At 61.2% G+C, this 13,610-nt stretch carries 14 protein-coding genes; 6 read left to right on the top strand and 8 right to left on the bottom strand.

What is annotated here, in order from left to right; genetic code table 11:
* The coding region (locus F2P67_RS14175; protein ID WP_166221071.1) for a TPM domain-containing protein at positions 1 to 647 on the bottom strand (647 nt) is incomplete at its 3' end.
* A gap of 13 nt (positions 648 to 660) precedes the next feature.
* The gene (locus F2P67_RS14170; protein ID WP_103307001.1) at positions 661 to 1,269 is read right to left on the bottom strand and encodes a LemA family protein; all 609 of its coding nucleotides are present in this window, start codon (positions 1,267 to 1,269) and stop codon (positions 661 to 663) included.
* A gap of 262 nt (positions 1,270 to 1,531) precedes the next feature.
* Here F2P67_RS14170 and bglX point away from each other — a divergent pair, with 262 nt between their 5' ends.
* Positions 1,532 to 3,823, top strand: a complete 2,292-nt coding sequence (gene bglX, locus F2P67_RS14165) for a beta-glucosidase BglX (protein ID WP_166221070.1) — start codon at positions 1,532 to 1,534, stop codon at positions 3,821 to 3,823.
* Positions 3,824 to 4,044: 221 nt separating this feature from the next.
* On the opposite strand, the gene F2P67_RS14160 is transcribed toward bglX, so the two are convergent.
* From F2P67_RS14160 to F2P67_RS14140, 5 genes are all read right to left on the bottom strand, one after another.
* Complete coding sequence (locus F2P67_RS14160) at positions 4,045 to 5,202, bottom strand: phospholipase D-like domain-containing protein (RefSeq protein ID WP_166221069.1); 1,158 nt, start codon at positions 5,200 to 5,202, stop codon at positions 4,045 to 4,047.
* Position 5,203: 1 nt separating this feature from the next.
* A complete protein-coding gene (locus F2P67_RS14155) occupies positions 5,204 to 5,794 on the bottom strand; it encodes a YceI family protein (RefSeq protein WP_166221068.1) in 591 nt (196 codons plus the stop codon).
* Positions 5,795 to 5,928: 134 nt separating this feature from the next.
* Positions 5,929 to 6,234 (bottom strand): amidase, encoded by a 306-nt coding sequence (locus tag F2P67_RS14150; RefSeq protein ID WP_166221067.1) that lies wholly within the window; start codon positions 6,232 to 6,234, stop codon positions 5,929 to 5,931.
* Positions 6,231 to 7,304 carry a serine hydrolase domain-containing protein gene (locus F2P67_RS14145; protein ID WP_166221066.1) on the bottom strand — a complete coding sequence of 358 codons (1,074 nt, stop codon included), beginning with the start codon at positions 7,302 to 7,304 and terminating at the stop codon, positions 6,231 to 6,233. The genes F2P67_RS14150 and F2P67_RS14145 overlap by 4 nt, the downstream gene beginning before the upstream one ends.
* Positions 7,305 to 7,471: 167 nt before the next feature.
* Entirely contained in the window at positions 7,472 to 8,350 is an 879-nt protein-coding gene (locus F2P67_RS14140; RefSeq protein WP_166221065.1) for an acyl-CoA dehydrogenase middle domain-containing protein, read from the bottom strand.
* Between the two features lie 153 nt (positions 8,351 to 8,503).
* Here F2P67_RS14140 and olsB point away from each other — a divergent pair, with 153 nt between their 5' ends.
* Entirely contained in the window at positions 8,504 to 9,259 is a 756-nt protein-coding gene (gene olsB / locus F2P67_RS14135) for an L-ornithine N(alpha)-acyltransferase (RefSeq protein WP_166221064.1), read from the top strand.
* Positions 9,259 to 10,050: a lysophospholipid acyltransferase family protein gene (locus F2P67_RS14130; RefSeq protein WP_166221063.1), complete on the top strand. Its 792-nt coding sequence runs from the start codon at positions 9,259 to 9,261 to the stop codon at positions 10,048 to 10,050. Before olsB ends, F2P67_RS14130 begins: the two co-directional genes overlap by 1 nt.
* Before the next feature lie 102 nt (positions 10,051 to 10,152).
* Here F2P67_RS14130 and F2P67_RS14125 read toward each other — a convergent pair whose 3' ends face one another.
* Positions 10,153 to 10,737, bottom strand: coding sequence for an acyl carrier protein phosphodiesterase (locus F2P67_RS14125; RefSeq protein WP_166221062.1), 585 nt, complete (start codon positions 10,735 to 10,737; stop codon positions 10,153 to 10,155).
* Positions 10,738 to 10,906: 169 nt separating this feature from the next.
* Between F2P67_RS14125 and F2P67_RS14120 the strand changes: the two genes are divergently transcribed.
* Genes F2P67_RS14120 through F2P67_RS14110 form a run of 3 tightly spaced genes read left to right on the top strand, consistent with a single transcriptional unit; the run spans position 10,907 to position 13,490 of the window.
* Entirely contained in the window at positions 10,907 to 11,209 is a 303-nt protein-coding gene (locus F2P67_RS14120) for an ArsR/SmtB family transcription factor (protein ID WP_166221061.1), read from the top strand.
* A gap of 34 nt (positions 11,210 to 11,243) precedes the next feature.
* Positions 11,244 to 12,410, top strand: a complete 1,167-nt coding sequence (locus tag F2P67_RS14115; RefSeq protein WP_166221060.1) for an MFS transporter — start codon at positions 11,244 to 11,246, stop codon at positions 12,408 to 12,410.
* 30 nt (positions 12,411 to 12,440) lie between these two features.
* A complete protein-coding gene (locus tag F2P67_RS14110; protein WP_166221059.1) occupies positions 12,441 to 13,490 on the top strand; it encodes an alkene reductase in 1,050 nt (349 codons plus the stop codon).
* Positions 13,491 to 13,610: the final 120 nt, after the last annotated feature.

Raw genomic sequence — 13,610 nt, 5'->3', positions numbered from 1 at the left:
CCTCCGGAGCCGCCACGGCCGGCGGGAAGGATACCGAGCATCTGGCAGACAAAAACAGTCAGGATGAACAACATCACCAGAAATACGAACAACGCCGGGTGCCGTGAGACGAAATCATCCGAAGGATCGCCAGCCGATTCATACACCGTGGACGGTTCGTCCAGCGGATTGCCACCCAGCACCACCAGCATCGCCGCCACGCCGTCGCTGATGCCCTTGCTGAAGTTGCCGGCCTTGAACGACGGTGTGATGACCTGATGAATGATCACCGAACTCTGGGCATCGGTCAGGCGATCCTCCAGCCCGTAGCCGACCTCGATGCGCAATTTGCGCTCGTCCCGGGCGACGATCAACAGGGCGCCGTTGTTCTTGTCCTTCTGGCCGATGCCCCAGTGCCGGCCAAGTTCGACACCATAGTCCTCGATGGTGGTGCCTTGCAGGTTCGGCAACGTCACAACTACCAGTTGCTCGCCGGTCGCCTGCTCGTGAGCCTGCAATTGCTGGCTCAACTGCGCGCGCACCGACGGCTCGATCAACTGCGCTTCGTCGACCACCCGCCCGCTCAGCGCCGGAAAGGTCAACTCGGCCCGGGCGCTGACGGCGAACAGCCACAGCATCAGCACCAGGCCCATCTTCAATACACGCATGGGCAACCCCGGATCAGAATTTCACTTCCGGGGCCTTTTCTGCACCGGGCGTGGTGGCTTCGAAGGTTTCACGGATCGGCAGGTCGCTGTACATCACGCTGTGCCAGAGGCGACCGGGGAAGGTGCGAATCTCGGTGTTGTATTTCTGCACCGCCAGAATGAAATCGCGCCGCGCCACGGCGATGCGGTTTTCCGTGCCTTCGAGTTGCGATTGCAGGGCGAGGAAGTTTTGGTTGGCTTTCAGATCCGGATAACGTTCGGAGACCACCATCAAGCGACTCAATGCGCCAGTCAGTTGATCCTGCGCCTGCTGGAACTGTTTGAGTTTTTCCGGGTTGTCGAGGGTACTGGCGTCAACCTGAATCGACGTCGCTTTCGCTCGGGCCTCAATCACCGCGGTCAGGGTTTCCTCTTCATGTTTGGCGTAGCCCTTTACCGTTTCGACCAGGTTGGGGATCAGGTCGGCACGGCGCTGGTACTGGTTCTGCACTTGCCCCCACGCCGCTTTGGCCTGTTCGTCGAGGGTCGGGATGTTGTTGATGCCGCACGCCGTCAGCAGCGTGGCCAGCACCAGCAGCGTGGCGACCTGCAAGCGCGAGCGATAGGTTGGACTGACATTCATCGCAGTGATGCTCCTTGGCACATTTCATTATAAAAACCGGGCGCGAAACATTCTCGGCCGGCTCTTGGGGCATAATCGGCCGCGCCACTGGATTGCGACGGGCCAATGGGCTAAAAAGTGCCCTGCGCGTTCACGCTGCCGAGTGTCGGCTGTCGTTTCTGGCTCTGTTTTTTCGAGCCTGCACCCGAACAACAATAGTCGCTCCCTAACTTTTGGCTGGCCGGCATTGCATTTGCCGTTTGGGCCCTTGAGAAAAATATTCATGAAGAAGCTGTGTTTGCTGGGTCTGTTCGTCAGCCTGGCCAGTCATCAAGTATTGGCCGCCACGACCCCGGTACCTCTGGAAAACAAGGACGCTTTCATCAGCAACCTGATGAAGCAAATGACCCTCGACGAGAAAATCGGCCAGTTGCGCCTGATCAGCATCGGCCCGGAAATGCCGCGCGAACTGATCCGCAAAGAGATCGCCGCCGGCAACATCGGCGGCACGTTCAACTCGATCACCCGCCCGGAAAACCGTCCGATGCAGGACGCGGCGATGCGCAGCCGTCTGAAGATTCCGATGTTTTTCGCGTACGACGTGATCCACGGCCACCGTACGATTTTCCCGATTCCACTGGCCCTCGCTTCGAGCTGGGACATGGACGCCATCGGCCAGTCCGGCCGCGTTGCCGCCAAAGAAGCCGCCGCCGACAGCCTCGACATCACCTTCGCACCGATGGTCGACATCTCCCGCGACCCGCGCTGGGGCCGCAGCTCCGAAGGTTTCGGGGAAGACACCTACCTGACCTCGCGCATCGCCAAAGTCATGGTCAAGGCTTATCAGGGTGAAACCCCGAGCGCCGCCGACAGCATCATGGCCAGCGTCAAGCACTTCGCCCTGTACGGCGCGGTCGAGGGTGGTCGCGACTACAACACCGTCGACATGAGCCCGGTGAAGATGTACCAGGACTACCTGCCACCGTACCGCGCCGCAATTGATGCCGGCGCCGGCGGTGTGATGGTGGCGTTGAACTCGATCAACGGCATTCCGGCCACCGCCAATACCTGGCTGATGAACGACCTGCTACGCAAGGACTGGGGCTTCAAGGGCCTGGCGGTCAGCGACCACGGTGCGATCTTCGAACTGATCAAGCACGGCGTCGCCCGCGACGGTCGTGAAGCGGCGAAGCTGGCGATCAAGGCCGGCATCGACATGAGCATGAACGACACCCTGTACGGCAAAGAGCTGCCGGGGCTGCTCAAGTCCGGCGAGATCGAACAAAAAGACATCGACAACGCCGTGCGTGAAGTCCTCGCGGCCAAGTACGACATGGGCCTGTTCAAGGATCCGTACCTGCGCATCGGCAAGGCCGAGGATGATCCGGCCGATACTTACGCCGAGAGTCGCCTGCACCGCGCCGACGCCCGTGAAGTGGCGCGTCGCAGTCTGGTCTTGCTGAAAAACCAGAACGAAACCCTGCCGCTGAAGAAAGACGCAAAAATCGCGCTGGTCGGCCCGCTGGCCAAGGCTCCGATCGACATGATGGGCAGTTGGGCTGCCGCCGGTCGTCCGGCGCAATCGGTGACCCTGTTCGACGGCATGAGCAATGTGATCGGCGACAAGGCGAACCTGATCTACGCCCGTGGCGCCAACATCACCAGCGACAAGAAGGTTCTCGACTACCTGAACTTCCTCAACTTCGACGCCCCGGAAGTGATCGATGATCCGCGTCCGGCCAACGTGCTGATCGACGAAGCGGTGAAAGCGGCCAAGGATGCTGACGTGATCGTGGCAGCGGTGGGTGAATCCCGTGGCATGTCCCACGAATCCTCCAGCCGCACTGACCTGAACATCCCGGAAAATCAGCGTGAGCTGATCCGCGCCCTGAAAGCCACTGGCAAACCGTTGGTGCTGGTGCTGATGAACGGTCGTCCGCTGACCATTCTCGAAGAAAACCAGTCGGCTGACGCGATCCTGGAAACCTGGTTCAGCGGCACCGAGGGTGGCAACGCCATCGCCGACGTGCTGTTCGGCGACTACAACCCGTCGGGCAAACTGCCGGTGACCTTCCCGCGCTCCGTGGGCCAGATCCCGACTTACTACAACCACCTGAGCATCGGCCGGCCGTTCACGCCGGGCAAACCGGGCAACTACACCTCGCAGTATTTCGATGACACCACAGGTCCACTGTTTCCGTTCGGTTATGGCCTGAGCTACACCCAATTCGCCCTGAGCGACATGGCGCTGTCATCGACCACGCTAAATGCCACCGGCAAGCTCGACGCCAGCGTCATGGTGAAGAACACCGGCAAGCGTGACGGCGAAACTGTAGTGCAGCTGTACATTCAGGACGTCACCGGTTCGATGATCCGCCCGGTCAAGGAGCTGAAGAACTTCCAGAAAATCATGCTCAAGGCCGGCGAGCAGAAGGTCGTGCACTTCACCATCACCGAGGATGACCTGAAGTTCTACAACGCCCAGCTCAAATACGCGGCCGAGCCTGGCAAGTTCAACGTGCAGATCGGCCTGGACTCCCAGGACGTGACGCAGCAGAGCTTCGAGTTGCTGTAAATTTTCAGGCAACAAAGCCCTTCTGAGAGAGCCCTTGTTGGGGACTTTCTGGAAGGGCCTTTGTGGGAGGGGGCTTGCTCCCGAAGACGGTGTGTCATTCGGCATTTATTTAGCTGACACACCGCCTTCGGGAGCAAGCCCCCTCCCACATTGGGATCCCCACAATGGAATCCCTATATTGGGATCCCCACATCGCAATCCCACAGGTTTCAGAACCGGGGTTATCCCAGACGGTCGAGGATGTTGACCACCACCCGATCCACCCAGCCCCAAATCCTCTGCTTGACCCGTCGCCACAACGGCCGGCGCTGCCACGCTTCCAGACTCACCAACTGACTCAAGCCAAAGTCCTTCTCGAAACTCGCCTGCACTGCTGCCGTCAAAGACGGATCCAGCGCCTCGAGATTCGCCTCCAGATTGAAGCGCAGGTTCCAGTGATCGAAGTTGCACGAGCCAATGCTCACCCAGTCATCCACCAGCACCATTTTCAGGTGCAGGAAGCACGGTTGGTATTCGAAGATCTGCACGCCGGCCTTAAGCAGGCGCGGGTAATAACGATGGCCGGCGTAACGCACGGACGGGTGATCGGTGCGTGGCCCGGTCAGCAGCAGGCGCACATCGACCCCGCGCGCAGCAGCTTTGCGCAAGGAGCGACGGATTTTCCAGGTCGGCAGAAAGTACGGCGTAGCCATCCAAATGCGCTGCTGGCCGCTGTTCAGTGCGCGAAACAGCGATTGCAGAATGTCGCGGTGCTGGCGGGCGTCTGCATAGGCCACGCGGCCCATTCCCTCGCCCTTGTCCGGCACACGTGGCAGACGCGGCAGGCCGAAATGCGCAGCCGGGCGCCAGGCGCGCCGATAGCGGTTGGCGATCCATTGGCGATCGAACAGCAACTGCCAGTCGAGCACCAACGGGCCGGCGATTTCCACCATCACTTCGTGCCACTCGCTGGTGTCCTCGCCCGGCGTCCAGAACTCGTCGGTGACACCCGTGCCGCCGACTACCGCCAGACGCTGATCGACCAGCAGCAGCTTGCGGTGATCGCGATAAAAGTTGCCGATCCAGCGCCGCCAGTTCAGGCGATTGTAAAAACGCAGTTCGACCCCGGCGCCGGTCAGGCGTCGGCGCAGCGTGAGGGTGAACGCGAGGCTGCCGTAATCGTCGAACAGGCAGCGCACGCGCACGCCACGCTCGGCCGCCAACACCAGTGCCTGGACGATGGTTTCGGCGCAGGCGCCAGCCTCGACCAGGTACAGCTCCAGTTCGATTTGCTCGCGGGCGGCGGCAATCTGCTCGAGCATGCGTGGGAAAAATTGCGGGCCGTCGATCAACAACTCGAAACGGTTGCCGTCACGCCATGGAAACACCGCGCCGCGCATGTCAGCGCGCCGTGAAGATCAGCACCGCACCCACCGGCACCGACACACTGATGGCCGACAAACCGGCCAGTTTGCGCAGGCTTTCCAGCCCCGACGCGAGGTCGAAATCCTCGGCGTTGATCACCAGAGGCTCCAGCGTCACCACTTGAAAGCGTCGGTCATCCAGACGCGTCGCCAGCAGTTCGGCGGGGTATTCATGCTGTTTGCCGTGCAGGTTGACGGTCAGCGGCAAACGCAATTCCAGCTGCGCGCCGGGGGCCAGATCATTGATCGGGCGCAGGTCGATTTGCGTGGTGATGGTCGCTTCGGGGAATTGCTCGATCTGGAACAGCTCCTTGCGCATGCGTTCGTCGCGCAGCGGGATGCCGCTGTTGATCGAGTCCAGCTCGACTTCGACTTCGGCGCGGCCATTGGGGTCGACCTTGCCGTGCAGTACCAGAAAGCGCTGCACTTCGGAAACACTGGCGTTTTTCGTGCTGACGAACGACAGCCGCGACGACTCGCCGTCCAGATACCAATTGGCCTGCGCCGGCAGTGCAGCAGCGGCCAGCAGCAGACTGGGCAGGGTTTTGAAGAGGGAGCGGTTGAACATTGAACACTCGTGGGGCCGATAAACCTGCACGAACCTTAACCGGCCACAGCGTTTATGCAAACTTTCAGAGACCTTCTCGCGATGTCCTTGATAAAGAGAATCCTGTGGCAAGGAGATTGGTTATGTCCTGGGGTTCAGGGATTGAGGCGGCAGCCCTGGCGTTCGCTCAGCCATTTCGCGCGGTTGCTGCGGCCCATGCCGCTGACAGTGATGGTTTTGCTCGCGCTGTCATCGCTGAAGCTGCTGGTCGGCAACCACTGTTTCACGTAGCCACGGCAATATTCAGCGTCGTTGTTCATCACATACCGGCACGAACAATATTCCTTGGCGGTGTAGGCACTGATGATGTCGGGGAAGGCCCACAGGTTTTCCCGTTCGTGCACGCCCCATCCGAGCAGCACGATCAACAGCAACAACAGCATTCGTCTGAACAGCTTCATGGCTGCACCGCCTTCAGCACACGCTTAAGCAATTCGTTGTGGCGATAGCTGCCGTCGCGATCATCGCCGTAGCGCACGATCACCAGTTTCACGCTGGGAATCACGTACAGCGCCTGCCCCCAATGGCCAAGCGCAGCGAACGTATCGGGCGGTGCATCGGGCCAGGGAGATGGCGCGCCATCGGCCGGGCGATTGAGCCACCACTGACCGCCGGGAACCGCTTCGTCCTGACGGGCCTTGTAACCGGCGAAGGGTTTCAGGTTGAACGCCAGCCAATCCGTGGGCAGCAATTGCCGATCCTGCCAGCGCCCGTCTCGAGACATCAGCAAACCGACCCGCGCCAGATCCCGGGCTGTGAGGTAGGCGTAGGAAGACGCGACAAACGTGTCGTTGGCATCGGTTTCCCACACGGCGTGGCGAATGCCCAACGGTTCGAACAGCGCCGTCCATGGATAGTCGGAATAACGCTGCGGCCCGACGATGGTTTTCAACGCGGCCGCGAGCAGATTGCTGTCGCCGCTGGAATAACGGAACGCCTGCCCCGGCGCGGCGTAGCTGCCGTGATCGGCAGTGAACACGGCCATGTCGCGGTGACCACGGGTATACAGCATCGCCACCACCGAGGATTTCAGCGGGGCATATTCATAGTCCTCCTGCCAGTCGATGCCCGAGGCCCAGTGCAGCAAGTCGGCCATTTTGATCGCCGGGTGCTTTTGCAGCGCCGGGTAAAACTTCACGGCGGGGTCTTCAAGTTTGAACAGGCCTTCGCCATACGCCACGCCGAGCACGCTGGCCATCAGGCTTTTGCTGATCGACCACGTCAGGTGCGGAGTCTGTTCGGTGGTCGGGCCGGCGTAGCGTTCGTAGATGATCTGGCCATCGCGGACGATCAGCAGCGCATCGGTGCGGATACCCTTGCGGGTGTTGTCATCGCGAGTCGGGAAGGCGTAGTTCTGCAGATCCTCAACCGCCGTGATTTGCGGGCCGAGCGGCCATTGTTCAGCAGGCCACTGCTCGGCTTGCACGGTGAAGCTGAGCAGCAGCAGAAACAGCGACAGGCCTTTGAACATGGTGTGGGCTCTGGGAAATTAACCTGCTGAGACTAGTCGGGGTTTATGACAGGTGTGTGGTGTTTTTCGGAGAGTCTTCGCGAGCAAGCTCGCTCCCACAGAGACCGCGTTTCGTCAGCTGAAATACGATCAACCTGTGGGAGCGGGCTTGCTCGCGAAGAGGCCGGTCAGGCCTGCGCCATAGCCTTGGCCAAACGCTTGGCCCTAGCCCCGGCCGCCAACTGCATCACGCCCTGATCGCGCTGCCACATCGCCGCCCACTCGGGATTACCGGTGGCCAATGCCTGATCGATTTCAGTCTTCAGCGATTCAAACTGCGCAAACAGCCCACCCAGCAACACATGCCCCGCCGGATTGTTCGGCGGCTGCCGGCTCGCTTCCGCACAACCGGCCAACAGCGCCAGCAAACGCAATTGCAGCGCCTGCGGCCAGCCGCTGTCCTGCCCGACGCCGTACAACCATGCCGTCATCGCACTCAGCACATAGACATCTTCGAGGGTGCGGAACGGTTTGACGTAAGCGTCCCAACCATCACCGGCCAGTAACTCGCACAACGCGCCGTCCAGATGCAGACGGCCGTGGCTGACGTCCGGCATCAATGGCAGCGCGGGGAGTTTTTCCACCCTCACGCCGGGCTCGCCGGGGTACACCACGGCCAGACTCAGGCGCGGTATTTCGCCGGGTTCCTCACTACGCGCAGCGATCAGCAGCCAGTCCGCCGCATCCCCCGCCGTGACGAAATCCTTGCGTCCGCTCAAACGCAGATCGGTCAGGCGCGTCTGCATGTCCGCCGGGCGCAAGCTGCGCTGTTCGGTCGCACACAACGCGCCGAGGCTCGGCGGTGCACTCGGCCACAACATGCGCAACGCCGCTTGATATCCGACCAGAAACGCCAGCCCCGGCGTCGCCATCCGCCGCCCGCCCGCGACCGCCAATTCGAACGGCGTGACGTTGCCCAATTGATGCAACAACGTCGCGAAACCTTCGGCCAGGTCAGCAACGGCGGGCAATCGTTCACGGCTTTGCAGCAGATCTGGCCAGGGCATAAGAGGCTCCTTGTGGGCTGTCATATAAGCATCACCGAACGTTCATGGCGATGACACCGGGGCTACATAGCCTGACTTTGCACAACACGGCTGCATAAAGAAAGTCGATCGGCTGCAACCCACGACGGGTTAAAGGCCCGTACGGAGATTCACATGACTCAGATCGCCCGCATCAGCGACACCGGCAATGAACGCCGCCTGCAAGCCGAACGCCTGATCGGCGCCGAGGCCCTGCAGCAAGCCCAGGCCTTGCGATTCAGCGTATTCAGCGGCGAGTTCAACGCCAAACTGAAAGGCGCGGAACAGGGTCTGGACATGGATGATTATGATGTTCACTGCAGCCACATCGGCGTGCGTGACCTGAACACCGGGCGCCTGGTCGCCACCACCCGTTTGCTTGATCACGCCGCCGCCAGCAGCCTGGGCAAGTTCTACAGCGAAGAAGAATTCAGCCTCCACGGCCTCGCGCATCTGCAAGGCCCGATCCTTGAAATCGGCCGTACCTGCGTCGACCCGGCCTACCGCAATGGCGGCACCATCGCCGTGCTTTGGGGCGAACTGGCCGAAGTGCTCAATCAGGGCGGTTACAGCTACCTGATGGGTTGCGCGAGCATCCCGATGCAGGACGGCGGCGTGCAGGCTCACGCGATCATGCAGCGCCTGCGCGAACGTTATCTGTGCACCGAACACTTGCGCGCCGAGCCGAAAAAACCGTTGCCGACGCTGGACATTCCGTCGAACGTGATCGCCGAAATGCCGCCACTGCTCAAGGCCTACATGCGTCTGGGCGCGAAGATCTGCGGCGAGCCGTGCTGGGACGAAGACTTCCAGGTCGCTGACGTGTTCATCCTGCTCAAGCGCGACGAGCTCTGCCCGCGCTACGCCAGGCACTTCAAGGCGGCAGTGTAATGAGCCGCTTGCGGGTGTACGCGCGGATCGCGCGGGTGCTGCTGGTGGTGACGCTGGGCTTGATCATGGCCAGCGTCTTCGGGATTTTCGAACGGCTGGGGCTGGCGCACTCGATGGAGCGTCGGCAGCGCTGGTCGCGGTTTTTCATGGCGCGCTTGAGCAATGCCCTGCCCTTTCGCGTGAGCGTGCACGGCGAATTGCCGACACAGCCGATGCTGTGGGTCAGCAACCACGTGTCGTGGACTGACATTCCACTGCTCGGCATGCTCACGCCGCTGTCGTTTCTGTCCAAGGCTGAAGTGCGCACCTGGCCGGTGGCCGGTTGGCTGGCGGCGAAGGCCGGCAGTCTGTTCATCCGTCGCGGTTCGGGCGACAGCCAGTTGATCCGCAAACAGATGACCCGTCACCTGCAAACCGAACATCCGCTGCTGATGTTCCCGGAAGGCACCACCACCGATGGCCGTTCGCTGCGTACCTTCCACGGGCGCTTGCTGTCGGCGGCGATTGATTCGGAGGTGATGCTGCAACCGGTGGCGATCCGTTATCTGCGTGACGGCGAAATCGACGCACTGGCGCCGTTCATTGGTGACGATGATCTGTTGTCGCACCTGATGCGCCTGTTCGCCAATGACTGCGGCGATGTCGAAGTGCACCTGCTCAAACCGATTGCCTGCCAGGGCCGCGAACGTGCGGCATTGGCGTTCGAAGCGCAGCAGACGGTGCAGAAGGCGTTGTTTGGTGCGATCCCGGAAACCCGACAATCGCCAATGCGTCCAGCAATCGCAGCCTGAAACACCAACCCCCTGTAGGAGTGAGCCTGCTCGCGATAGCGGTGGTTCAGTCACATCGATGTTGACTGATATACCGCTATCGCGAGCAGGCTCACTCCTACATTAGATCTTCTGTGCCTGGGAGTTTTCGGCGAAGTCCTGGAGTTGTGGGTAGAAGAGGCGGAAATCCTCACTCAACGGTTCATACAAGCGCCGCAATTCCTGCATCGCCCCCGCCAGTTCCTCCGGCTTCGTCAAACGCCGGGAGATGCCGCGTAACACCTGCTCCAGCACTTCAAACTCCCGGTACGAACCCAACCAGTCATTGGCCACCATGTGCGGGGCGATTTTGGCCAGGCGCTCCGGCAATTGCTGCTCGAGCGTCAGAACCCGATACACGTCCGCTGTGAACTGCTCCAGCGGTTGAGCGGCGTACTGCTTCCAGTCCCGGGCCAGACAATGGTCGAAAAACACATCGAGGACGATGCCGGCGTAACGACGGCGGGTCGTGGAAAACCGTGCCAGTGAAGCATCCACCAATGGATGGCGATCAGTGAACACATCAATCCGTCTGTGCAACTGAATGGCGGCCTCAACCTCCGGGGCAAACTGTCCTTGCAGCCGCCCTTTGACGAAATCGCCATACAGACTGCCGAGCAATTGACCGGGGCGCTGGCCACCGAGATGTAAATGTGCGAGATAGTTCATGGGCGCAGCTTAGCACCGCGCCCGTCAATCCATACACCTCCATATCGTTATAACCCGATATACCGATTTGTTCTGCCCTCAGACCAAAATCATATTGGTATATCGCGAAGTACCGATTTAAAGTTCGCCTCATCGCGATATAGCGCTACACACATCACGAGCAACCGCCATGAACATCGACCTCGACGAAATAATAAAAGCCCTGGCGCACCCAGTCCGGCGAGACATCCTCAACTGGCTGAAAGACCCCAAAAACGAGTTTCCGGAACAGATCCACAACCACGAGTACGGCATCTGCGCCGGGCAGATCGATCAACGCTGCGGCCTCTCGCAATCAACCGTTTCCGCGCACCTGGCCACTCTGCAACGGGCCGGACTGATCAGCAGCCAGAAGGCCGGCCAGTGGCACTTTTTCAAACGCAACGAGGACGTGATCCAGGCGTTCCTCAGCACACTCAGTAAAGAGCTCTGACCCTTAACGTCAGCCAGCCGAAAAGGACTAAACGATGCCCCTCTCGCTTCTCATACTCGCCTTGAGCGCCTTCGCCATCGGCACCACCGAATTCGTCATCATGGGTCTGCTGCCCGATGTGGCGGCTGATCTGGGTGTGTCGATTCCCGGCGCCGGCTGGCTGGTGACCGGTTACGCATTGGGCGTGGCCATCGGTGCACCATTCATGGCTCTGGCCACGGCCAGACTGCCACGCAAGGCAGCACTGGTTGCGCTGATGGGCATCTTCATCGTCGGCAACCTGCTCTGTGCGCTGGCCAGTGATTACAACGTGCTGATGTTTGCCCGGGTGATCACCGCACTGTGCCACGGTGCGTTCTTCGGTATCGGTTCGGTGGTGGCGGCAGGTCTGGTGGCGCCGAACAAGCGCGCTTCGGCTGTGGCACTGATGTTCACCGGCCTGACGCTGGCCAACGTTCTCGGCGTACCGCTGGGCACCGCGCTGGGTCAGGAAGCCGGCTGGCGTTCGACCTTCTGGGCGGTGACCGTGATCGGTGTGATTGCGCTGATTGGTCTGATCCGTTTTCTGCCGGCCAAGCGTGACGAGGAAAAACTCGACATGCGCGCCGAACTCGCCGCTCTCAAGGGGGCCGGCATCTGGCTGTCGCTGAGCATGACCGCGCTGTTCGCCGCCTCGGTGTTCACCCTCTTTACCTACGTGGCGCCGCTGCTGGGCGAAGTCACCGGCGTATCGCCCCGTGGCGTGACCTGGACGCTGATGCTGATCGGCCTGGGCCTGACCGTCGGCAACATCATCGGCGGCAAGCTGGCCGACAAAGGCATGGCCGCCACCCTGATCGGTGTGTTTATCGCCATGGCCGTGGTCTCCACCGTGCTGACCTGGACCAGCGTGGCGCTGATCCCCACTGAAATCACCCTGTTCCTCTGGGCCACCGCGTGTTTCGCCGCCGTGCCTGCCTTGCAAGTCAACGTGGTGACCTTCGGCAAAGCAGCGCCGAACCTGGTCTCGACCCTGAACATCGGCGCATTCAACGTCGGTAACGCGCTCGGCGCCTGGGTCGGCGGCAGCGTCATCGCCCACGGTTTCGGCCTGACCAGCGTGCCCCTGGCGGCTGCCGCACTGGCGGTGCTCGCCCTGCTGGTGACCCTGATTACTTTCCGTCAGAACGGCAACGCCGAACTGGCCCCCGCGACCAACTGATTAATCACTTCACTACGAGGGTTGTATTTCATGGCAACAATTTTCGATCCGATCAAACTGGGCGACATCGAGTTGGCCAACCGCATCATCATGGCCCCGCTGACCCGCTGCCGCGCCGATGAAGGCCGCGTACCGAACGCGCTGATGGCCGAATACTACGTCCAGCGCGCCTCCGCCGGCCTGATCCTCAGCGAAGCGACTTCGGTGACGCCAATGGGCGTCGGCTACCCGGACACCCCCGGCATCTGGTCCAACGACCAAGTGCGCGGCTGGGCCAACGTGACCAAGGCGATTCACGCGGCCGGCGGCAAGATCTTCCTGCAGCTGTGGCACGTGGGCCGGGTCTCTCACCCGTCGTACCTCAACGGTGAAGCGCCAGTGGCACCGAGCGCGATCCAGCCAAAAGGTCATGTCAGCCTGGTACGTCCACTGGCCGACTACCCAACCCCGCGTGCCCTGGAAACCGCTGAAATCGCCGACATCGTCGACGCTTACCGCACCGGTGCCGAAAACGCCAAAGCCGCCGGTTTCGACGGCGTGGAAATCCACGGCGCCAACGGCTACCTGCTCGACCAGTTCCTGCAGAGCAGCACCAACCAGCGCACCGATAACTACGGTGGCTCCCTGGAAAACCGTGCACGCCTGTTGCTGGAAGTGACCGACGCCGCCATCGAAGTCTGGGGCGCCGGCCGTGTCGGTGTGCACCTGGCACCGCGCGCCGACTCCCACGACATGGGCGATGACAACCTGGCTGAAACGTTCACTTACGTGGCACGTGAGCTGGGCAAGCGCGGCATCGCGTTCATTTGCTCCCGTGAGAAAGAAGGTGCCGACAGCCTTGGCCCACAATTGAAAGAAGCCTTCGGCGGCCCGTACATCGCCAACGAACGCTTCACCAAGGACAGCGCCAACGCATGGCTGGCCAGCGGCAAGGCTGACGCCGTGGCATTCGGTGTGCCCTTCATTGCCAACCCGGATCTGCCGGCACGTCTGAAGGCCGATGCGCCGCTGAACGATGCGCGTCCTGAGTTGTTCTACGCCAAAGGCCCGGTCGGCTATATCGACTACCCGACGCTGTAACCGCTGTTCAGTACAAGGCAGCAGAAACACAAAAGCCCCCGACTTGTGAGAGTCGGGGGCTTTTTGTTGGGTGCCGGACAATGGATAAATGCACATGCCTTCACACACACGACACAAATT

This window comes from Pseudomonas atagonensis (genome assembly GCF_011369485.1).
GTDB classification, from domain to species: domain Bacteria; phylum Pseudomonadota; class Gammaproteobacteria; order Pseudomonadales; family Pseudomonadaceae; genus Aquipseudomonas; species Aquipseudomonas atagonensis.
This window is presented reverse-complemented; position numbering and strand designations above follow the sequence as displayed.